11 protein-coding genes are annotated in these 22,328 nt (G+C 73.2%); 4 read left to right on the top strand and 7 right to left on the bottom strand.

Features of this window, described 5'->3' with window-relative positions; genetic code table 11:
• Nucleotides 1-51: 51 nt before the first annotated feature.
• The 6 genes from OHA89_RS31865 to OHA89_RS31840 form a co-directional block, all read right to left on the bottom strand.
• Entirely contained in the window at nt 52-1,053 is a 1,002-nt protein-coding gene (locus OHA89_RS31865; protein ID WP_266946805.1) for a TauD/TfdA family dioxygenase, read from the bottom strand.
• A complete protein-coding gene (locus OHA89_RS31860) occupies nt 1,050-2,063 on the bottom strand; it encodes a TauD/TfdA family dioxygenase (RefSeq protein WP_406367692.1) in 1,014 nt (337 codons plus the stop codon). Before OHA89_RS31860 ends, OHA89_RS31865 begins: the two co-directional genes overlap by 4 nt.
• A 180-nt stretch (nt 2,064-2,243) precedes the next feature.
• Nucleotides 2,244-3,662, bottom strand: a complete 1,419-nt coding sequence (locus OHA89_RS31855) for a histidine kinase (protein WP_266611162.1) — start codon at nt 3,660-3,662, stop codon at nt 2,244-2,246.
• Nucleotides 3,662-4,327 carry a response regulator transcription factor gene (locus OHA89_RS31850; RefSeq protein ID WP_215146598.1) on the bottom strand — a complete coding sequence of 222 codons (666 nt, stop codon included), beginning with the start codon at nt 4,325-4,327 and terminating at the stop codon, nt 3,662-3,664. The genes OHA89_RS31855 and OHA89_RS31850 overlap by 1 nt, the downstream gene beginning before the upstream one ends.
• A 14-nt stretch (nt 4,328-4,341) precedes the next feature.
• The gene (locus OHA89_RS31845) at nt 4,342-6,336 is read right to left on the bottom strand and encodes an FtsX-like permease family protein (protein ID WP_257557589.1); all 1,995 of its coding nucleotides are present in this window, start codon (nt 6,334-6,336) and stop codon (nt 4,342-4,344) included.
• A complete protein-coding gene (locus tag OHA89_RS31840; RefSeq protein ID WP_266611158.1) occupies nt 6,324-7,064 on the bottom strand; it encodes an ABC transporter ATP-binding protein in 741 nt (246 codons plus the stop codon). The genes OHA89_RS31845 and OHA89_RS31840 overlap by 13 nt, the downstream gene beginning before the upstream one ends.
• Nucleotides 7,065-7,309: 245 nt before the next feature.
• Here OHA89_RS31840 and OHA89_RS31835 point away from each other — a divergent pair, with 245 nt between their 5' ends.
• Together OHA89_RS31835 and OHA89_RS31830 are read left to right on the top strand one after the other, a co-directional pair.
• On the top strand, nt 7,310-8,623 hold the full coding sequence (locus OHA89_RS31835) for a sensor domain-containing protein (RefSeq protein WP_266611156.1): 1,314 nt from the start codon (nt 7,310-7,312) through the stop codon (nt 8,621-8,623).
• Nucleotides 8,611-9,273: a response regulator transcription factor gene (locus OHA89_RS31830; RefSeq protein WP_257557587.1), complete on the top strand. Its 663-nt coding sequence runs from the start codon at nt 8,611-8,613 to the stop codon at nt 9,271-9,273. The genes OHA89_RS31835 and OHA89_RS31830 overlap by 13 nt, the downstream gene beginning before the upstream one ends.
• Before the next feature lie 28 nt (nt 9,274-9,301).
• Here the strand turns inward: OHA89_RS31830 and pheA are convergent, their stop codons facing one another.
• A complete protein-coding gene (gene pheA / locus OHA89_RS31825; RefSeq protein WP_266611153.1) occupies nt 9,302-10,237 on the bottom strand; it encodes a prephenate dehydratase in 936 nt (311 codons plus the stop codon).
• 318 nt (nt 10,238-10,555) lie between these two features.
• On the opposite strand from pheA, the gene OHA89_RS31820 reads away from it, so the two are divergent.
• Both OHA89_RS31820 and OHA89_RS31815 read left to right on the top strand, forming a co-directional pair.
• Nucleotides 10,556-11,896: a serine hydrolase gene (locus tag OHA89_RS31820; RefSeq protein WP_266611151.1), complete on the top strand. Its 1,341-nt coding sequence runs from the start codon at nt 10,556-10,558 to the stop codon at nt 11,894-11,896.
• Nucleotides 11,897-12,002: 106 nt separating this feature from the next.
• Nucleotides 12,003-22,250 (top strand): amino acid adenylation domain-containing protein, encoded by a 10,248-nt coding sequence (locus OHA89_RS31815; RefSeq protein WP_406367691.1) that lies wholly within the window; start codon nt 12,003-12,005, stop codon nt 22,248-22,250.
• Nucleotides 22,251-22,328 lie beyond the last annotated feature (78 nt).

Genomic DNA, 22,328 nt, shown 5'->3' with positions numbered 1-22,328 from the left:
AGGTCGAGAGGTTGGGGTCGGGTTTCCCCCACCACGGCGCCGCCCGCCCGGTCAGCCGAGGTCCTGGTTGACCTGTAGGTCGGACATGGCCACGAGGATGCGGCGGTCACCGCGGAACGGCTCCCGGGCGTGCGTGGCGAGGTGGTTGTCCACCACCAGGACGTCGCCCCGCTGCCAGGGGAAGGAGACCGCGCTGTCCTCGTACAGCTTCCCGATCAGCGCGACGGCCTCGTCCTCGATGGGCGTGCCGTCCCCGTAGAAGGCGTTGCGGGGCACTCCTTCGGGCCCGTACGCGCCGAGGAGGTACTCCGCCACCTCCGGCTGGAGGGCGGAAACGTGCCACAGGTGGGCGTGGTTGAACCACACCGTCTCCCCGGTGCGCGGGTGCCGGGAGACGGCCTGTCGCACCGCGCGGGTCCGCAGCCCGTCCTCGCCCACCCACTCGAACTCGGTGTGCGAGGCCCGGCAGTAGGCCTCCACCTCGGCCCGGTCGGTGGTCTGGAAGACGACCTGCCAGGGGATGTCGAGCACGGGGCTGTAGTTGCGCACGTAGCACACGCCGTGCCGCTGGAACCGCTCCCGGAGTTCGGCCGGAATCCTGGGGAAGACCGCCCGCTCGCTGGCGACGGGCGTGGCTCCGCCGGTCCGCGAGGGCCTGTCGCCGTAGAAGTACAGCTTGCCGGGCCAGTTGTGGGAGTAGGACATCTCGTGGTGGAAGGCGATCCACTGGTCCTGGCTCAGCTCGGTGGAGGTGAACACCTTGTCGGCGATCTCGGTGCGGGGGGCCGCCCGTTCGAGGTAGTCGAGCAGCTCGGGCGAGAACGCGCGGGCCGCGGCGCCGAATTCCTCGGGGCTGTCGACGGCGAAGCCGCGGAAGAGCAGGGCGGCGTGACGGTCGAGTTCCTCGCCGAGCTGCGCCCGGTTGGCCCGTATCCACTCGTCCAGCCGCAGGCCGGGCCGGGTCGCCTCGATGCAGAGCAGGAAGGGTTCCGGGTCCAGGGGTGCGGCGGTCACCGGGCCGGTGAACCGGGCCCGGATCTCCTGCGCGGTCATGCGGCCGCTCCTTCCCGGATCGTCGCGACGGGGTCGGACATGGCGGCCAGGATGCGCCGGGGGCCTTCGAAGGGCTCACGGGCGTGCGCGGTGATCATGTTCTCGACGAGCAGTACGTCGCCCAGCTCCCAGTCGAAACCGGTGGTCTCGGCGGTGAAGGCGGCGCGCAGTTCGGCGAGGGTCTCGTCCTCGATCGGCGTGCCGTCGCCGTAGTACGTGTTGTACGGCAGGTTCTCCTCCCCCAGGGCCGCGCGGAGTCCGGCGCAGATCTCCTCGGCCAGCGAGGTGACGTGGAAGAAGACGGCGTGGTTGAACCACGTGCGGTCCCCGGTGACCGGGTGGCGGTGCAGCGCGGGCCGGGTCTGACGGGTCCTCAGCTGGAGCCCGTCCACCCACTCGACGGAGATCCCGGCGTCCTCGCAGTACGCGCGCACCTGCTCGGGGTCGTCGGTCTGGAAGGTCTCCTGCCAGGACAGGCTGATGCCGGGGATGTAGTTGCGCACGTACTGCACGCCGAGTCGCTCGAACTTGGCGACTGTCTGCGGACGCAGCCGGGCCAGCACCTTGCGGGAGTCGGCGAGCGGCGTACGGCCGCCGCGGTCGGCGGGCCGTTCGCAGCAGAAGACGATCCGCAGCGGCCAGTTCTCCGTGTACGACTGCTCGTTGTGGAGGAGGATGTGCTGGTCGGCGGGGTGTTCCGTGGAGGTGTAGATGTTGTCGGACACCTCGGTGCGGGGCGAGGAGCGCTCCCCGTACTTGAGGACCTCGTCGGACAGGGCGCCCATCACGGTGCGGAACGCGGCGGAGTCGGTCACCTCGAAACCGCGGAACAGGACCGCCCCGGCACGCCGGGCCAGGTCGTCCACCAGCGGCTTGCGGGCGCTGATCCAGTCGGCCAGGCCGATGCCGGGCACATCCGCACGGACCAGGGCCGGCAGGCTGCGTCCGTCCCATTCCTGCGACACGGTCACGGACGGTGCCCCGGCGCGTAAGTCGTTCAGCTGTGTCATCAAGGATCTCCAGATCAGTGGCAGCGAGAGGTTCGGCAGCAGCCCCTCGATCGCTCCGGCCAGGCCGCACGCCACGGTGCGGGTAGCCGTACCCCCTCATCCTTGATCGGACGTATGTGCGGCGGCAAGGTGTTTCCCTGGGAGGAAAGTTCCCAGGTCAGAGCCCACTCTCACGGTGTGTCACAGGCCGGCGGGCGACCACGGGAGAACCACGCGGACGGTGGTGGGCCCCCCGGCCGGGCTGGTGAGCACGACCTCGCCGTTCAGTGCCGTGGCCCGGTCCGCCATGCCGCGCACCCCGGTTCCCCCCTGCGGGGTGGCGCCCCCCACCCCGTCGTCCGTGACGACGGCGACCAGGTGGTTCCCCTCCTGCGCCAGGGACACCGTGATGACGGTGGGCGAGGCGTGCTTGACGGCGTTCGTCAGGGATTCCGCGATGATGAAGTAGGCCGCCGCCTCGACGTTGACGGCCGGACGGCGCTCCAGCGTGCAGTCCATCCGCACCGGGACGTAGAACTTGTCGGTGAGGGCGGCGACGGCCGCACGCAGTCCGCGGTCGCTCAGGATCGGCGGCTGGATCCCGTGCACCAGGTCGCGGATCTCGTCGAGTGCCTGGTCGATCTCGTGATGCGTCTCCTCCAGCACCTTCCGCAGGTCCTCGGCGCTGCGGCCGGGGCGGCGGGTGACCTGCGAGATGCGCATCATGACGGCGGCCAGCCGGGCCTGGGCCCCGTCGTGCAGGTCGCGCTCGATCCTGCGGTAGTCGGCGTCGTTGACCCGCAGCGCGGCGATCCGCTGCTGTTCGGCCAGCACCTCGCGCCTCAGGCGCTCGTCCTCGTCGACCCGGCCGAGGATCCTGCGCACCAGCCGCGCCCGCAGCCTGCCCAGCCAGAAGAGCAGCATGACGAGCAGGACGAAGAGGACGGCGGCGCCCAGCCCCACGCCGATCCGGGTCGCCGCGCCTTCGACGACGATCGTGTTGCCCTCGCCGAAGGACAGTTGCTCAGTGCGGCCGAACGGCAGGCTCACCACGAAGGCGACCACGGGCAGCGACAGTGCGAGGACGGGCAACAGCCAGATCAGGCCGAGCAGGAGGAGGCCGAGATACCCGAGGTCCCCCCACACGGCGGCGCCCCGCCGCCGGGGTGCCGCTGCCGGCTTCCCGACGGTACCGCCGCTCGCGCCGGTACCGTCGGCCGCCGAGGTCTGCAGGACCGCGGCCGCCAGCAGGCGTTCCAGGTCGGCGGCCGCGCGCAGCAGCGGTATGCCGAGCAGGCCGCCCGGAGTGACGCCGGCCACCCAGTGCCAGGCGCTGCGCCACGTCGGTCCCGCAGGCGGGGCCGGCGCGGGTTCCGGACCGGCGTGCGGCAGGACCCGGCGCACCGCCTTCATCATCGCCCTGACGAACAGCGCCCCGGCCAGCGGCAGGACGGCGAGGCAGAGGGAGAGCACCCGCAGCGCGATCGCGACCAGGGTGAGCGGCACCAGCAGGACACCGACGAGGCTGCCGACGGAGAGGTAGATGGCCCCGGCCGCGACCTTCGACTGAACGGACTGCCTGGACCGGGTGGTTGAGGAGTCCGTGACGAGCCCGCCCATCAGGCGACGCTGTCCTGTCCCATTCCCCGCAGATAGTCCAGGACCGCGAGGACGCGCCGGTTGCCCTCTCCCGAACTCGGGATCTGCAGTTTGCTCAGGATCGCGGTGACGTGTTTCTCCACGGCGCGCTCGGATATGTCCAGCCGGGCCATGATTCCCGTGTTGGACAGGCCCGTCGCCACGAGTTCCATGACCTGGCGCTCCCGGTTGGTGAGGAGTTCCGCGGCCCGCCGCTCGTGCGGGTTCCCGATGAACTTCTTGTATATCTCGGCGTCCAGGACGGTCTCACCGGCCACCACCCGCTCCAGCGCGGTGAGGAAGTCGTCGATGCTGCCCACCCGTTGCTTCAGCAGGTAGCCGGTGCCGCCGCGGGCGTCGCGGACCAGGTCCTTGGCGTATTCGTACTCGACGTACTGCGAGAGCACCAGGACGGCGGTGCCGGGACATCGCCGCTGGATGTCCCGCGCCGCCCTGATGCCCTCGTCGGTGTGGGTGGGCGGCATGCGGACGTCCATGATCGCCACATCGGGTTCGCACTCGGTGATCACCTGGAGGACGTCGGTCACATCGCCCAGCGATGCGACGACCTCGATTCCCTCGTCCTCCAGCAGCCGCTGCATTCCCATGCGCAGGAGCGCGGAATCTTCGGCGATCAGGACGCGCACAGTCTCTCCCCTTGCTACTGACGAGTGGTCGCCATCGTGATGCCGGCCTTCCCGAGGAGCCGCCGGGTCGCCATCAGGCCCACGGTGGCCGAGACCGCCACACATGCGAGGACCAACCCTGACAGCGCCCCCCACGGCACACTCAGTGGAACGACGTCATACGTCACGCGCAGCGCTGCACGATAGGCCTGGAGCCCCGAAGCCACAACGGCTGTGGCCACCACGGCCGCCACGGTGGTCGTGCACCCAGTTTCCCACAGGGCCATGCTCCTCAACTGCTTCTCGCTGACGCCGACCAGACGCATGTCGGCGAACTCACGGGTGCGCCTGCTGAACGACATGACCAAGGTACTCGCCACGGAGATCAATGCGTAAGCGGAAGCGGGTCCCGCCAGGACCACCAGGACCAGCATGTTGAGTCGTTCTTGATCGCTCGACGACCGCGCGAACCACTGGGCGGTCTCCGTCACCCGCACGCGGTCCGCGCCGAGCCGGGAGGTCAGTTCGCGGGCCACCGTGCCGGCCGCGCCGGCCGAGGCCGGGTCGAGCAGTACGGTCGCCCTCTGCGGCTCGGGGGCCCCGGCCGACCCGGCCGGAAGGACCACGTGCGGTACGGCCGTTCCGCCGTCGAGGACCGCCGTCACCTCGGCGGTGGCGGGGCTCCCGCCGAAGAGCCCGTAGGTCAGGCGGCTGCCCACGTGGTAGCCGTACCAATCGGCGTACTCGCGCGAGACCGCGACCTGTCCCGGGCCGAGCTCCGTGACGGCGCCCTCGACCACGTCGATGCGGTGGGTGCGGGCCAGAGCGGGGAGGTCGGCCACGGCGCCGCGGTCCTGCCGTACGGAGGACCGGTCGGCGACGGCCAGCTCCAGGCCGGCCGGCGCCGACACCGCGCGCACCCTCGGGTCCGCGCGGAGCACGGCCAGCACGTCCTGGGTCACTCCCCCGCCGGCGGCCTCTTCCACCACCAGTTGACCGACGGTCCGGCGACGGTCGTCGGACTTGATCGTGGCACCCGTGGTCGACAGGACGGAGGTGAACACACCGACCACGGCGACGATGGCGAGGACCGGCCCCACCAGGGAGGCCGTCCTCAGCTTCGACGTGCCCAGCGACTCCACGGCGAGCCGGGCGGGCACGGAGCTCGAGCGCCTGAACGGAGCGGCCAGCAGCCGGGTCAGCGCGGGCAGGTAGGCCGGGCCCAGGGAGGACGCGGCGAGGGTCAGCGCCATCGATCCGAAGAGGGCCAGCGGAATGGAACCCTCCAGGCCGGCCTGCGGGGCCAGCCCCACCATGACCCCGCCCACCGCGAGCAGCAGCAGACCGGTCACCCAGCGGCCCCCGGTCATGGCACGCGAGTCCAGTGCGGCCTCACGCAGTGCCTCGGTGGCCCGGACCCGCGAGGCGCGGCGGGACGCGGCCATCGCGCCGAGCACGGCCATGACCAGCCCGGAGGCCGCCGCGATCAGCAGGGGGCCGCCCAGCGGGGCGGGCCGCAGTTCCGCGGGCGACAGGCCCGTGCCGTTGAGCCCGTCCACGGCCCACGGTGTGGCCACGACGGCCAGCAGGCATCCCACCGCGACGGCGGGCACCGCGACGGCCACGCTCTCCCCGATCACCATGCGCCGCACCTGCCGCGCACCCGCGCCGACCAGCCGGAGCAGGCCCATGTCCTGGCGGCGCAGGGCGACACTGAACGCACAGGTGCCGGCGATGACGAACACGGTCACGAACGCGGAGACGATGCCGGCCATCACCAGCACGGTCTGGATGCCCCCCAGGTCCAGTCCTCCGCTGACCAGGGTGTGGGTGGTTCCGCTGCCGTCCTGGAGCGTGATCGAGGGCCGGCCTTCCGGGGACGGCTGACGGACGTCGAAGGTGGCGGCCAGGGCCGCCGAGGACACCGCGATCAGCGCCACCCCGAGCACGAGCGAGACGAAGGTGCCCAGGAACAGCGGCGCGTGGTGCCGGACGGAGCGTACGGACAGCTGCCACATCAGGCGTCCCACCGGCCCAGGCGGGCGGTGATGCGCTCGACGGTGGGAGCGGGGTCGGTGCCCACCACCCGGCCGTCGACCAGGTAGACCACCTGGTCCGCGTACGCGGCGGCCACCGGGTCGTGGGTGACCATCACCACGGTCCCCCCGGCCCGGTCCACCAGGTTCCGCAGCAGGGCCATGACCTGACGGCCCGTGGCCCGGTCGAGCGAGCCGGTCGGCTCGTCGGCGAAGACCACCTCCGGCTCGGCCACCAGGGTCCGGGCGATGGCCACCCGCTGCTGCTGCCCGCCCGAAAGCTGCGCCGGGCGGCGGTCCGTCAGCTTCTCCAGGCCGACCTGGGCGAGTGCGCCCTGCACCACCGACCGCTTGGGCCGCTGGCCGTTCAGCCGCAGCGGGAGCGCCACGTTCTCGTAGGCCGTCAGCATGGGCAGGAGGTTGAACTGCTGGAAGACGAAGCCCACCCGCTGCCGCCGGATCCTCGTCAGCTGCTCCTCGTCGCAGACGGCCAGATCGGTGTCGCCGAGGAGCACCTGGCCCGCCGAGGGCCGGTCGAGTCCCGCGGCGCAGTGCAGCAGGGTCGTCTTGCCCGAACCGGACGGGCCCATGACCGCGGTCATGGCGCGGGCCGGGAACTCCACGGTGACCTCGTGCAGGACCGGCCCCGTGGCGCCGGGGTAGGTCTTGGACACCGAGACCAGTCGCGCGGCCGACACCTTCATGTCGGTGAGAAGTGCCATGTCGTGAATCCTTTGCCGATGCGGTGGGTGCGGTGGGTGGGGCGAGTGGGCGGGTGGGGACTGCCGTGGGTGGTGGGGGCGAAGCGGAACCCCTCCAGTCCAGCACCGCGGGGTGCCCCGGCACAGTGGGCCTGAGGGGACACCTCGGGGGAGGGTTTTCCCTACCGACAGGCGGAGGAGGCCGGACTAGAGTTCAAGGAAGATCACCGAGCGCCGGATGCGCCGGGTTCCAGAAGGGTGCGCAGATGTCAGGGCAGCCGATGCCGCACGAACCGAGCGGGCAGACCATCGCCGTCTGGGAGGCGATGAGGGCGGGGCCGCTGCCCTTCCTGCGGTCCCGCTGGCCGCTGCGCAGCTGGGCCTACCTGTTCAGCGGCGCGCTGTTCGGCGTGGGCGTGCTGCTGTGCCTGGCCGTGCTGGTGGCCCTCGGGGTGGTCCTCTCCGTGGTCGGGGTGGGCCTGGTGGTCCTGGCGGCCACCGCGCTGCTCGGGATCCCCGTCGCCCGGGCGGAGCGGCGCCGGCTGCGGCTGATCGAGCCGACCGCGCCGGCGGATCCGCACGGCCCGCTCCTGGACATGGGTCCCTGGGGGCGGCTGCGGACCCGGCTGCGGGAGTCGGCGACCTGGCGGGAGCTGGGCTACACGGCGCTGCTGGCGATCGTCTTCGCCGGCGCGGGCCTGGGCGTGACGGTGCTGTTGGCGTTCTCGGGCATGCTGCTGGTCTCGCCCGTGGTCGTGTGGGCGCTGGCACCGGAAACCGTGATGATCATTCCCGGCCGGGCGGTGGGCCATCCGCTGGCCGCGCTGCCGTTCAGCCTCTGCGGGGCCCTGGGCCTGGCCCTGTCCGCGTACGCCGCGGGGCTGCTGGCGGGCGCGCAGGTACGGACGGCCTGGTTCCTGCTCGCGCCCCGCGAGGCGCAGGACGACCACCGGGTCATCGAACTGACCCGTTCCCGGGCCCGGCTGGCGGACGCCTTCGAGGCCGAGCGCCGCCGCATCGAGCGCGACCTGCACGACGGCGCCCAGCAGCAGCTGGTGGCCCTCACGATGACCCTGGGCCTGGCCGAGATGGAGCTGGGGGACAAGAGTCCCGCGGCCGCCGATCTGGTCGCCCGCGGCCGCGGGGAGGCCCGCCGTGCCCTGGACCAGCTGCGGGACCTCGTACGGGGCATCCACCCCCAGGTGCTGACCGATCACGGGCTGGCCGCCGCCGTAGCGGAGGTCGCGCTGCGCAACCCCGTCCCGGTCACCGTGGACATCGACCTGCCGCGACGGCTGCCGGGCCAGGTGGAGACCATGGCGTACTTCGCCGTGACCGAGGCGCTGGCCAACGCGGTCAAGCACAGCGGGGCCTCCGCGATCTCCGTCGTCGGCCGGCTGGAAGGCGACCGGCTTATCCTGTTGATCACCGACGACGGGCGCGGCGGGGCGGATCCCGACAAGGGCACCGGTCTGTCCGGGCTGGCGGACCGCATGGCGATCCTCCGGGGCCGGCTGCTGGTCTCCAGCCCGGTCGGCGGTCCGACCCAGCTCCGAGTGGAGGTCCCGTGCTCCGCGTAGTCCTTGCCGAGGACGCAGTGCTGCTCCGTGCAGGACTCGTCGAACTCCTGACCCGCAGCGGCCACGAGGTGGTCGCCGCGGTCGGCGACGCGCAGGCGCTGGCGCGCGCGGTGGACGCCGAGTTGCCCGACATCGTCATCACCGATGTCCGGATGCCCCCGGACTTCCGGGACGAGGGCCTCAAGGCCGCCCTGGAGCTGCGGGCCCGGCACGAGCGGCTGCCCGTCCTGGTGCTGTCCCAGTACGTGGCCACCGCGTATGCCACCCAGCTGGTCGGCGGCGGCGGTGCGGGCGCGGCGGGGCTCGGCTACCTGCTCAAGGACCGGGTCGGCGAGGTCTCCGAGTTCCTGGACACCCTGCGGCGGGTCGCCGCGGGCCAGACCGTCATCGACCCCGAGGTGGTCCGCGTGCTGCTGACGCAGCAGACGGCGCGCCGCCCGCTGAACCGGCTCACCCCCCGGGAGCGGGAGGTGCTGACGCTGATGGCCGAGGGCCTGACCAACCAGGCGATCGCGCAACGGCTCAGCGTCACGGAGGCCTCGGTGGTCAAGCACTCCAGCAACATCTTCATGAAACTGGACCTGGATCCGGCCGAGGGCAACCGGCGGGTGCTGGCCGTCCTGGCCCACCTGCGGGGAGAATCCGCCTGAGGGCGGCCGTCGTCGGGGGTGCACGGGATCAGTACCGCCCGTCCTGAATGCGCGTCAGCCAGTCCGCCACGACCGTGAAGTCGCCCTCGGTCGTGCCGGGCCGCGGTACGCCGGCGGGGTCACCGTGGTCCCCGGCGCGCGGGTAGGAGCCCAGGAAGCGGACCTTCGGAGCGATCCGTTTCAGGCCCATCAGGGCCTCGCCCACCCGCCGCTCGGTGACGTGCCCTTCGGCGTCCATCACGAAGCAGTAGTTGCCGATCCCCTCCCCCGTCGGCCGCGACTGGATCAGCATCAGGCTGACCCCGCGGACGGCGAACTCCTGGAGCAGGTCGAGCAGGGCCCCGGGCCGGTCGCCGCCGAGCCAGACCGCCACCGAGGTCTTGTCCCGTCCGGTGGGCGCCGCCGGCCTGCCCGACCGGCCGGCCAGCACGAAGCGCGTCTCGGCGTTCTCGGCGTCGTGGATCTCGGTGACCAGGGGTTCCAGGCCGTAGCGGGCCGCCGCGAACGCTCCGGCGAAGGCCGCGTCGTAGCGGCCCTCCTGCACCAGGCGGGCGCCGTCCGCGTTGGAGGAAGCCGACTCCCATACCGCGTACGGGAGATGCCTGCGCAGCCAGCCCCGGACCTGGGACTGGGCCACCGGGTGACCGGTCACGGTCTTGATGTCTTCGAGCGCCGTGCCGGGTCGGACCAGCAGGGCGAAGGTGATGGGCAGGCGCACCTCACGGTAGATCATCAGCGGTTCGCCCTGGGCGAGTTCGTCGATGGTGGTGGTGACTCCGCCCTCGACGGAGTTCTCGATCGGCACGAGGGCGGCGGCGGCCTCGCCGCAGCGGACGGCGTCGAGCGCCGCGGGCACCGACACCATGGGGACGAGCTCCCGGGTCGCCGCTTCGGGAAGGGTGTGCAGGGCGGCCTCGGTGAACGTTCCCTCCGGGCCGAGATAGACGTATCGGGTTGCCGACATGCGCGCCACCCTAGGCCGGGCCTGCGCCGCACCCCTTCGCACGGGGCCCGCCCCGACCCCGTCACAGGCGCTCTGACCTGCGCACTTTCCTCCCAGGGAAACACCTTGCCCGCGACCGTGCGTTCGATCAAGGATGTGGAGGTACGGGCAGCCACACCCCTGATGGTGTGGATAGCCGTACCGGCGGGGGGCCGGCCACGACAGCGGTGGCACACCCTCCGGGCCGCCGTCTGCACCTTCCGCCGGCGTGCCGGAAGACGCACTGCGCGCACACATCCGTGCCGCCTCGGCAGTGCCGGTCGAGCGATGGGGGAGGACATGAACATGCGGCATGCCGCCGACCTGCTGCGCACCTTGACGGAGGAGCACGCGGTACCCGGTGCCCAGCTCGCCGTGGACACGGGCACGGAGTTGATCTCCGTCGCCACCGGTGTCACCCGGTCCGGTGCCGGCGTACCGGTGGACTCCGGGACGGCGTTCGCCTACGGCTCGGTCACCAAGGCGTTCACCGCGACCCTGGTGGTGCAGCTCGCGTCCGACGGCGACATCGGGCTCGACGAACCGCTCGCCGGCTCACTGGCGGAGTTCCGGCAGCCGAAGGACGGGGCCGCGGGCTCCATCACCGCCCGGCAACTGCTGTCCCACACCGCCGGTCTGGTCTCCGACCACCAGCTCCCCGACCCCGGTGAGCGGTCGCTGTTCCGGTACGCGGCGAGCGTCGCCGCACTCCCCCTGCTGCTCGAGCCCGGCAGCTCCTTCAGTTACGCGAACACCGGCTACAACCTGCTGGGCCGCCTCGTCGAAGAGGTCACCGGCACGTCCTGGCAGGCCGCGCTGGGGGACTTCCTGCTGGGTCCCCTGGGCATACGGCCGCACTTCCTGCACGGCTCCGGCCCGAGCGGCCGCGTCGCGGCCGAGGGGCACGCCGTCCGTCCCGGTGAGCGGCGGGCCCGGCCGGTCCGCCTGTACTTACCGCCCACCTGGGCGCCGGCCGGCGGACTGTGCGGCAGCGCGCGGGACCTGGTCTCCTTCGCCCGGCTGCACACCGGCACCCACGCCGGCGGCGCCGCCCTCCTCGGCCCGCAGGACCGGGCCGAAATGCACACCTCGCAGCCCGCCGCCGACGCCTTCGGGATGGCCGACGGATGGACCCTGGGGCTCGCCCGGTACGGCGCGGACGGCCACTGGCTGGGCCACGACGGCACCGTGGACGGCGCCACCTGCCACCTCCGCTTCCACCCGGCGACGGGCGCGGCGGTAGCGCTGACCACCAACGCCACCACGGGGACCCGGCTGTGGCCCGACCTCCTGCGGGAACTGCGCACCCTCGGCCTCGACGTCGCCGACTACACGGGCGCCCTGCCCGCCTCCCCCGCCGCGGACCGCGCCCTCGCGGACCCGGCACCGCTGTTCGGCGAGTACGCCAACGGCGACACCGTCTTCTCCGTCCGGCCGCACGGCGCGGGCATCCGGCTGAGCGACCCGTCCGGTCTGCTCGCGGACCTCGCGCTGTACGACGGACTTCACTTCAGCGCGCGGCGCACCGACACCGCCGCCGCGCCCTACCCCGGACGCTTCGTCCAGGACCCCGCCACGGGAGCCGTGAACCTGATGCAGCTGGCGGGGCGGTCCGCCACGCGCCTGCCCGCCGCGGTCTGACGGCCGCGCACCTCTTCGTCCCCCTTCTTCTTCCGACTTCCCCCGTCCCGTGCGGCCACCGGCCGCGGGCTCCGGCGCGGAGGTCAGTCCCTCATGGAGGCACAGCTTGACTCGCGCCGCAGCACCGGTTGGCCGGCCCCTGCCCGAGCACGTGGAGTTCTGGCGGAACCGGCTGGACGGAATCACCTCGCTCGACCTGGCACTGGACCGGCAGCGCCCCGTCGTCCGGTCGACGGAGACGTCCACCCACGCGTTCACGGTCCCCCCGGAGACGACGGCGGCCCTGCGCGGGCTCGCCGAGCGGAACGGGACCGGCCTGCTGGAGGTGCTGACCGCCTCGGCCTGGGCGCTGTTCGCGCGCTACTCCGGGCAGGAGGACATCGCGGTCGGCACCCTCTCGCCGCGTACCGGGCACACCGTGGTGCTGCGCGGGGACGTCGATGCCCAGGAGTCCTTCGCCCGGCTGCTCGAGCGGGCGGGGCGGACCGTGCGGGACGCCCTGGACCACGACGGGGTCGCCTTCCCCCGGCTGGTCGAGGCCCTGGCCCCGGAGCAGGACACCAGCGTGACCCCCTTCATCCAGACCATGGTCGTCCTGCGGGGCGCGGACCCGTCGCACGAGGCGCCGTACGACCCGCTCGACCTCGCGCTGGAGTTCACCGAGGCGGGCGACGCCCTGTCGGGGCGCGTCCACTACAGCACGGCCCTGTTCGACGCCTCGACGGCCGGCCGGCTGGGCGGCCACCTGAACCGGCTGCTGGCGGGCGCGGCGGCGGACCCCGGCCGGGCCGTAGCCACCCTGCCGATGCTCACGGACGCCGAGTTCGACCGGATGGCCCGCGAGTGGAACGCCACCGACCGTGAGGTCCCCACCGGCACCTTCCCAGAACTGTTCGCCGCCCAGGTGGAGTCGCGCCCGGACGCCGTGGCCGTGATCGACGAGTACGGCTCGCTGACATACCGGGAGCTGGACGAGCGGGCCAACCGCCTCGCCCACCACCTGATCGCCCGCGGAGCCGGCCGCGACGTGCTGGTCGGCCTGTGCGCGGAGCGCAGCGCCAGGATGATCACCGGGCTGCTCGGCATCATGAAGGCGGGCGCCGCCTACGTGCCCCTGGACGCCAACTACCCGTCCAACCGGCTCGGTTACATGCTCCAGGACTCCGGGGTCACCCTGATCGTGACGCAGGAGCACCTCGTCGGCAGGCTGCCGGAGACCGAGGCCGTCCTGGTCGACCTGGACCGTGACCGGGCGGCCCTGGAGCAGTGGCCGGTCACCGCGCCCGAGACCGTGCCCGCCCCGCAGGACCTGGCGTACGTCATCTACACGTCGGGCTCCACCGGCCGGCCCAAGGGCGTCCTCGTCTCGCACGCCGGGATCGGCAACCTGGCCGCCGTCCAGGCCGCGCACTTCGAGGTCACCCCGGACAGCCGCGTCCTGCAGTTCGCCTCGTCGAGCTTCGACGCGGCGTTCTGGGAGATCTGCATGGGCGTGCTGACCGGAGCCGCCCTCGTCATGGGCTCCGAGGAGGCCCTGCAGCCGGGCGAGCCGCTGGCCGCCTACACCCGCAAGCACGGCGTCACGCACGCCACGCTGACCCCCACCACCGTGGCCGTGCTGCCGGAGGGCCGCGGGCTGCCCGAGGGCGCCACCCTGATCGTCGCCGGCGAGGCCAGCACCGGGGCCCTGGTGGAGCGCTGGTCCGCCGGGCGCCGGATGATCAACGCCTACGGGCCCACCGAGAGCACCGTGTGCGCGACGATGAGCGGCCCGCTCGGCGGCGCCGCGGTGCCGGCGATCGGCGCCCCGATCGCCAACACGCGGATCCACGTGCTCGACAGCGCGCTGCGGCCCGTGCCGGCCGGGGTGCGCGGCGAGCTGTACATCGCCGGGACGGGTCTGGCGCGCGGCTACCACGGCCGCCCCGGTCTGACCTCGGAGCGCTTCGTCGCCGACCCCTTCGGCGCGCCGGGCAGCCGCATGTACCGCACCGGCGACGTGGCCCGCTGGAAGGGGGACGGCACCCTGGAGTACCTGGGCCGGGCGGACGACCAGGTCAAGGTCCGGGGCTTCCGCGTCGAACTCGGCGAGATCGAGAGCGCGCTGGCCCGGCGGCCGGACGTGGCCCAGGCCGTCGTGATCACGCACAACACCAACCTGCTGGCGTACGCGGTGCCCTCCGGCCGGGCGCCGCTCAGCGCGCAGACGCTGCGCGCCCATCTGGCGCAGCGGCTTCCGGAGTACATGGTCCCCTCGGCGGTGGTGGTGCTCGACGCCCTCCCGCTGACCCCCAACGGGAAGGTGGACCGCCGCGCGCTGCCCGCGCCCGGTCCGGCGCAGGGGCCCGACGGCGGGTACGCCGCCCCGCGCAACGCCGTGGAGGAGACCATCGCCGGGGTCTGGGCCGAGGTGCTCGACCTCGATCAGGTGGGTGTCCACGACGACTTCTTCGCCCTGGGCGGCAACTCGATCCTCTCTGTCCGGGCCGCCGCCCGGCTGCGGGAGGCACTGGGCATCAAGCTGTCCTTGCGGGTGCTCTTCGACACCCCCACGGTGGCAGCGCTCGCCGCCTCGGTCGACTCCGCCGAGCAGGGTGCGGAGATCGCCATCCCCCGGGTCTCGCGCGAGGGCCTGCTGCCGATGTCGTACGGGCAGCGGCGGCTGTGGTTCCTGGAGAACTTCGACCCCGGGAGCGCCGAGTACCACACCGCCTTCGGGCTGTGCCTGACCGGGCGGATCGACGGGGAGGCGCTGCGGGCCGCCGTCACCGACCTGACGGACCGCCACGAGGCGCTGCGCACCACCTTCGGCGTGGTCGGCGGCCAGGGCGTCCAGGTGGTCCACGCCTCGCTCGCGCCGCAGTGGAACACCGCCGACCTGTCCGGCACCGGTGACGGGCTGCGCGAGGACCGGCTGCGGGAGCTGGTGCGCGCCGAGCACGCCCGGCCGTACGACCTGCGCAACGGACCGCTGGTCCGGGTCCTGCTCGCCCGGCTGTCCGCCGAGGAGCACGTACTGGTCCTGGGGATCCACCACATCGTCACCGACGGCTGGTCGACCGGGGTGGTGTCACGGGAGTTGGGTGAGCTGTACGCGGCCCGGGTGCGCGGGGAGCGCGGCGGCCTGGCCGAACCGCCCGTGCAGTACGCCGACTTCGCCGCCTGGCAGCGCGGCCGGATCGAGGACAGCGGGGTCGTGGGGCGGCAGGCCGACTGGTGGCGGGAGCGGCTGGCGGGGATCACCCCGCTGGAGCTGCCCACCGACCGGCCCCGGCCCGTGGTGCGGTCCACGGCCGGCGCCGAGTTCCTGTTCGAGATGGCGCCCGCGACCGTCGCCAGGGCCAGGGCTCTGGCCGGGGAGCGGAGCGCCACGCTGTTCATGGTGCTCACCGCCGCGGTCAAGGCCGTCTTCGCCCGCCACTGCGGCCAGGAGGACATCGCGGTGGGCACGGCGACCTCCGGGCGCGGCCACCGCGATCTGGAACAGCTCGTCGGCTTCCTGGTGAACACGGTCGTGCTGCGCTCGCGGGTGGACCCCGCCCTGTCCTTCGGCACGCTGCTCGACCGGGTCAAGGAGACCGTGCTCGACGCCTTCGCGCACGAGGACCTGCCGTTCGAGCGGCTGGTGGAGGTGGTGCAGCCGGAGCGGGACGCCGGCCGCACGCCGCTGATCCAGACGATGGTCGTCCTGCAGAACGCCCCCAGGGGCGATGTGCGGATGCCCGGCCTCCAGGTCGCCCCGCACCCGGTGGAGCACAACGCCGCGCCCTTCGACCTCACCCTGGAGTTCACCGAGGACGGTCCGGGTGTCGCGGGCCGGATCATCTACAGCACGGCCCTGTTCGACGAGGCGACGGTCGCCCGGCTCGCCGGGCACCTGAACGTGCTGCTCGACGCGGCCGGCGAGGACCCCGACCGGTCCGTGGCAGACCTCCCGATGCTGACCGGCCCCGAGTTCGAGCAGGCCGTCCACGGCTGGAACGACACGGACCGCCCGCTGCCCGAGGCCTCCCTGCCGGAGCTGTTCGCCGCCGTCGCGGCCGAGCGGCCGGACGCCGTGGCCCTCTCGTACGGCCCGGAGCGGCTGACCTACGGCGAGCTCGACGCGCGCGCCAACCGGCTCGCCCGCCGGCTGGCCGCCGCGGGCGCGGGCCCGGACGTGCTGGTGGGCCTGTGCCTGGAGCGGGGAGCGCAGGCCGTGGTGGGCCTGCTCGCCGTGCTCAAGGCCGGGGCGGCTTACGTCCCGCTGGATCCCGGCTACCCGGAGCAGCGCCTGGCGTACATGGTGCGGGACGCCGGTGTCCGGCTGCTCCTCACCCGGGAGGAACTGCGCGGCCGGCTGCCGGGCACCGGCGCCGGCGTGATCACCGTGGACGGCCCGGGCGGTGAGGGCGGCGGCTTCCCGGCCACGGCACCCGAGGTGGCGCTCTCCCCCGATCAGCTGGCCTACGTGATCTACACATCCGGTTCCACCGGGGCCCCCAAGGGGGTCATGACCTCGCACCGCGCGGTGGTCCGGCTGGTCCGCGAGTCCGGCTTCCTGGACATCGGGCCGGGGGACGCGGTCGCCCAGTTCGCCTCGCTGTCCTTCGACGCCTCGACCCTGGAGGTGTGGGCGGCGCTGCTACACGGTGCGCGGCTGGCCGTGCACCCGCCGGCCGCGCCGACCGGCAGCGAGCTGGGGGCGTTCCTGGAGGAGCACGGCGTGACCCATCTGGCCATCGCGGCCGGTCTGTTCCACCAGGTCGTCGACGACGACGTCAGCGCGCTGCGCGGGCTGCGGCAGGTCATCGCCGGAGGCGACACGGTCTCTCCCGAGCACTGTGCCCGGGTGCTGGCGGCGCATCCGCGGCTGCGGCTGCACAACGGCTACGGGCCGACGGAAGCGACATCGCTCACCACGGTGCACGCGCTGGCCGCCGATCTCGACGCGGCCGCCCCGGTACCCATCGGCATGCCGATCGGCAACACCCGGGTGTACGTGCTCACGCAGACCCTGGAGCCCGCCCCGGCCGGTGTGCCCGGAGAGCTGTACATCGCGGGCCCCGGCCTGGCCCGTGGCTACCTGGGCCGGGCCGGCCTGACCGCGGCGCAGTTCGTCGCCGACCCGTACGGCGCCCCCGGCTCCCGGATGTACCGGTCGGGCGACCTCGCCCGCCGACGGTCGGACGGTGCCGTGGAGTTCCTCGGCCGGGCCGACGGCCAGGTCAAGATCCGGGGGTTCCGGATCGAACTCGGCGAGGTCGAGAACGCGCTGAAGCAGCACCCGGCCGTGTCGGACACCGTCGTCGTCCCCTACGAGGGGGACTCGGGCCACCGGCGGCTGGTGGCGTACCTCGTGTCCGGGCACGAGGTACCCGCCGGGGAGCTGCGCACGCACCTCGCCGCCTCCCTGCCCGAGTACATGACGCCTTCGGTGTTCGTGTCCCTGGACCGGCTGCCGCTCACCGCGAACGGCAAGGTGGACCGCGGACTCCTGCCGGAACCGGAGGGCGCCGTCGGACGGCCCGGCGGCCCGGCGTACGTCGCGCCGGCCGGTGCGACGGAGGAGGTCCTGGCCGCCCTGTGGGCCGAGGTGCTCGGCGTCGAACGGGTCGGGGTCCACGACAACTTCTTCGACCTGGGCGGGGATTCGATCCTCTCGCTCCAGGTGGTCTCGCGGGCCCGGCAGGCGGGTCTCCAGCTGACCTCGAAGCTGCTGTTCGTCCACCAGACCATCGCCACCCTCGCCCCGGTCACCGGCGTGATCACGGAGGCGCACGGCGAACCCACCGAGGTCTCCGGGCGGGTCGAACTCACCCCGATCCAGCGGCGGTTCTTCGAGGACTACCCCGAAGGCCCGGACCACTACACGATGTCCGTCCAGCTGGAGCTGGCCTCCGACACGGACCTGGCCCTGCTGGAGCGGGCCCTGGCCGCCGCGGTCGCGCAACACGATGCCCTGCGCATGCGGCTGACGCGCGACGGCGGCGAGTGGGTCCAGGAGTACGGCGAACCGGCCGCGACGGCCCTGCTCACCGTCCGGGACCTGTCGGGTCTCGACGAGTCCGACCAGGGCGCGGCGCTCGACGAGGCCGCCCTCGCGGCCCAGCGCTCGCTGGACCTCGGCACCGGCCGCCTGCTGAAGGGCGTGTTCTTCCGCCTGGGGGCGGGACGGCTGCCGCGGCTGTTCCTGACCGCGCACCACCTCGTGATGGACGGCGTGTCCTGGCGCGTGCTCCTCGAGGACCTGTCGGCCGCCTACACCCGGTTCGCGGAGGGCCGGCCCGCCGAGCCGGCCGTACGGACCAGCAGCTACCAGCAGTGGTCACGCCACCTGGCCGAGCTTGCGCGGGGCGGCGGCTTCGAAGGCGAACTGCCGTACTGGCACGGCGTTCCGGCCGGTGCCGCGGTGCCGCGCGACGGGACGGCGCCGAACACCTTCGGCTCCTCCTCGACGGTCTCCGCCGTGCTCGGCCGGGCCGAGACGAGGGCCCTGCTCCACCAGGTGCCGTCCGCGTACCGCACCCAGATCAACGACGTGCTGCTGACGGCGCTGGGCCGGGTCCTGCACGGGTGGTCCGGGGCGCCGGTCACCATCGCGCTGGAGGGGCACGGGCGCGAGGACCTGTTCGAGGACATCGACCTGTCCCGGACGGTGGGCTGGTTCACCACCGCCTTCCCGGTCGCCCTCGACGTGCCCCGGGAGGACTGGGGCAGCGGGCTGAAGGGCGTGAAGGAGCGCATCCGCGCGATCCCGCACCGCGGTCTCGGACACGGGGCGCTGCGCTACCTCGTCCCGGACGGCTCCGGCCTCGGGTCGGATGCCTCCGGACCTGCGATCAGCTTCAATTACCTTGGTCAGTGGGACGGTTCGACCAGCACGGACGGTCTGATCCGCAAACGGCTGGAAGGGCTGGGCCGGGACCAGGCCGGTGGTCTGTCCCGCCCCCACCTGATCGACATCGTGGCCGCCGTCAGCGACGGTGAGCTGCGGATCGACTGGATCCACTCCCCCGCCAACCACTCCGCCGAGACGGTCGAGCGGCTCGCCGGGGAGTTCCTGGCGGCCCTGCGCGAGGTCATCGCGCACTGCCTGGCCGAGGGCAGCGGCGGCGCCACCCCCTCCGACTTCCCGCTGGCCGGCCTCGACCAGGCCGGCGTGGACCGGATCGTGGGCGACGGACGGGACGTGGAGGACATTCACCCGTTGACCCCGATGCAGGCCGGCATGCTCTTCCACACCCTCGCCGATCCCGCCTCGCCCACGTACTTCGAGCAGATGACGTACGTACTCGACGGGGTGAGCGACCCGGAACTGCTGGCGGCGGCCTGGCAGCAGACCGCCGACCAGCTGGGCGTGATGCGCGCGCACGTGGTCTGGGAGGGAGTGGACCGGCCCCTGATGGTGGTACGCCGCCGCGCCGCACTGCCCGTGGAGAGGCTGGACTGGCGGGGGCTGTCCGATCGGGACAGGGAGCAGGCGCTGGAGGACCTCCTCGCCGGGGAACGGGGCCGGGGGCTGGACCTGTCGGCGGCGCCGCTGATGCGGCTGGCGCTGATCCGGCTCACCGACAGCTCGGTCCGCGTGGTGTGCTCCTTCCACCACCTGCTGCTCGACGGCTGGAGCGCCTTCTCCGTCCTGTCCCAGACGCACAGCGGCTACGGTGCGCTCGCGGCGGGCGAGGTGGCCGCGCCGCCCGCCCGGCAGCCGTTCCGGGCGTACGTGGAGTGGCTGGAGCGGCAGGATCCGGCGCTGGCCGAGTCCTACTGGCGCGACCGGCTGGCCGGGGCGGGCGGGCCGACGGCGCTGCCGTACGACCGGAGCCCGCGGGCCAGCCACTCGGCGCGTTCCACCAGCCGTCTGGCGACCCGGCTGTCCTCCGCCGCGTCCGAGGCGCTGTTCACCTTCGCCCGCAGCCACCGGCTGACCGTCAACACGCTGGTCCAGGCGGCCTGGGCGCTGCTGCTCTCCCGCTACTGCGGTGAGCGGGACGTGGTCTTCGGTGCCACCGTCTCGGGGCGGCCGGCCGATCTGCCCGGTGCGGACTCGATCGCGGGCATGCTGATCAACACCCTTCCGGTGCGGGTGGACGTCGACGGCGGAGCCCCGGTGGCCGAGTGGCTGGACCGGCTGCAGCGCGAGCAGGTGGAAGCGCGGCAGTACGACTACGTGGCGCTGCCGCGGATCCAGGGCTGGAGCGATGCGGCCCCCGGCACCAGCCTGTTCGAGAGCCTGGTCGTCTTCGAGAACTACCCCAGGGAGGACCGGCCCACGGGGGACAGCGGCCTGGTGCTGAAGGGGCTGGAGGGCATGGACATCACCAGCTTCCCGCTGAACCTGCTGGCCTACACCGACGAGGCGTTCGCGTTCACGCTGGCGTACGACCCCGCGCTGTTCGACGAGGCGACGATCCGGCACCTGTCCGGGCACTTCACCGCCTTGCTGGCCGGGCTCGCCGACGACGGCGCACGGGCCGTCGCCGAGGTGCCGATGCTTGACGACGGCGAGTTCGAGAGGGTGGTGCGCGCGTGGAGCGCGCCCGAGCGGCCCGCCGTGCCGGACGGCTGCCTGCACGAGCGGATCGGCCTGCAGGCCGCCGCCACGCCGGACGCGGTCGCGGTCTCGGCCTCCGGCCGGTCGCTGACCTACCGGGAGCTCGATGAGCAGGCCAACCGGCTCGCCCACCACCTGATCTCCCTGGGCGCCGGTCCGGGCAGGACGGTGGGTCTGTCGGCCGGACGCGGCATCGAACTCGTGACGGGCCTGCTCGGCATCATGAAGTCGGGTGCGGCGTACGTGCCGCTGGACCCCGCGTACCCGGCGGGGCGGCTGGCGTTCATGCTGCGCGATTCGGGTGCGGCGATCCTGGTCGGCGACGGCAGCGGCCCCTCCGGTGCGGCCGCCGAGGGGGTGACGGTGGTCGATCTGCACGGGGACCGCCAGGCCCTCGCACAGCGGCCCGCCTCCGCGCCCGACGTGGCGGTGTCCGGCGAGGACCTCGCGTACGTGATCTACACCTCGGGTTCGACGGGACGGCCCAAGGGCGTGGCGGTGGAGCACCGTTCGGTGCTGAACCTGCTGGAGAACGCCCGGCCCGGCTACGGGTTCGGCGAGCGCGACGTGTGGAGCGCCTTCCACAGCTACGCCTTCGACGTCTCCGTATGGGAGATGTGGGGGTGCCTGTCCTCGGGCGGGCGTCTGGTGCTCGTCGACCGGGACTGGGCGCAGCAGCCCGAGGCCGCCTGGGCGCTCCTGCGCGAGCAGGGGGTGACGGTGCTCTGCCAGACCCCCTCGATGTTCCGCGCCCTGGTGGAGAGCGCGGCCGGGGCCGGCTGCCCGGACCTGCCGGACCTGCGCTGGGTGATCCTGGCGGGCGAGGCGCTGGAGCCGAAGCACCTGGGCACGTGGTTCGACCGCTTCGGCACCGGGCCGGCCCGGCTGGTGAACATGTACGGACCCACCGAGGCGACGGTGTACGTGACGCGCCAGGAGATCACGGCCCAGGACGTGGCCGACGGCGGCCCGATGCCCGTGGGACGGCCGCTGCCGGGCTACCAGGTCCTGCTGCTCGATCCCGCGGGCAGGCCGGTGCCGGCCGGGGTGACGGGCGAGCTGTACATCGCCGGTGCCGGTCTGGCCCGTGGCTATCTGGGCCGGCCGGAGCTGACCGGGGAACGGTTCCCGGCGCATCCGTTCGGCGGCCCCGGGGAGCGCGTCTACCGCTCGGGCGACCTCGCACGGTGGCGGGCCGACGGCACCCTGGTGTACCTGGGACGCGCGGACGGGCAGGTCAAGATCCGCGGCTTCCGGATCGAGACCGGCGAGATCGAGGCCGCGCTCGTCACGCACCCGCGGATCGCCGACGCGGCGGTCACGGCCCATTCGGACGGCGACCGCACCTTCCTCGTCGGCCATGTCGTGGCGCCGGGCTGGAGTGATCCCGACCCCGCCGAACTGCGCGCCCACCTGGTGACGTTCCTGCCCGAGTTCATGGTCCCTGCCGTGTTCCTCCCGCTGGACGAGCTGCCGCTGACCCCGAGCGGCAAGGTGGACCGGGGCGCCCTGCCGGCTCCGGACGGCCGGGCCGGCGGCGGGGACGCGTACGAGGCACCGCGCTCGGTGACCGAGGAGGTGCTGGTGCAGATCTGGGAGGAGCTCCTGGGCGGCGGACCCGTCGGCGTGCACGACGACTTCTTTGCCTCCGGCGGTGATTCGCTCCTCGCGGTGCGGATGGCCTCCCGCATCAACGCCGCCTTCCGCACCGGTCTGTCGCCGAGAACGCTGTTCGACCGGCCGACGGTCGCCGAGACCGCGCACGAGATCGAGGACCGGATCCTCGCGGAGCTGGAGACCGGCGACGGCGCTCCGTGACGCGGGCCCTCGCCGCGCCCCTCCACCCCTTCCACACCCGAGCACACGCTCCGTGGTGCGCCCCCGGCGCCCACGTCT

Origin of the sequence: Streptomyces sp. NBC_01546, assembly GCF_045208355.1 — a bacterium.
Classification (GTDB): Bacteria; Actinomycetota; Actinomycetes; order Streptomycetales; family Streptomycetaceae; genus Streptomyces.
Note: the sequence above shows the minus strand (reverse complement) of the source record. Positions and strands in the feature narration are given on the sequence as shown.

Bases quoted from the DNA above. Each gene is read 5' to 3' on its own strand.
- OHA89_RS31865 (WP_266946805.1), bottom strand. From the start codon at position 1,053: ATGACCGCGCAGGAGATCCGGGCCCGGTTCACCGGCCCGGTGACCGCC.
- OHA89_RS31860 (WP_406367692.1), bottom strand. From the start codon at position 2,063: ATGACACAGCTGAACGACTTACGCGCCGGGGCACCGTCCGTGACCGTG.
- OHA89_RS31855 (WP_266611162.1), bottom strand. From the start codon at position 3,662: ATGGGCGGGCTCGTCACGGACTCCTCAACCACCCGGTCCAGGCAGTCC.
- OHA89_RS31840 (WP_266611158.1), bottom strand. From the start codon at position 7,064: ATGGCACTTCTCACCGACATGAAGGTGTCGGCCGCGCGACTGGTCTCG.
- OHA89_RS31835 (WP_266611156.1), top strand. From the start codon at position 7,310: ATGTCAGGGCAGCCGATGCCGCACGAACCGAGCGGGCAGACCATCGCC.
- pheA (WP_266611153.1), bottom strand. From the start codon at position 10,237: ATGTCGGCAACCCGATACGTCTATCTCGGCCCGGAGGGAACGTTCACC.
- OHA89_RS31820 (WP_266611151.1), top strand. From the start codon at position 10,556: ATGAACATGCGGCATGCCGCCGACCTGCTGCGCACCTTGACGGAGGAG.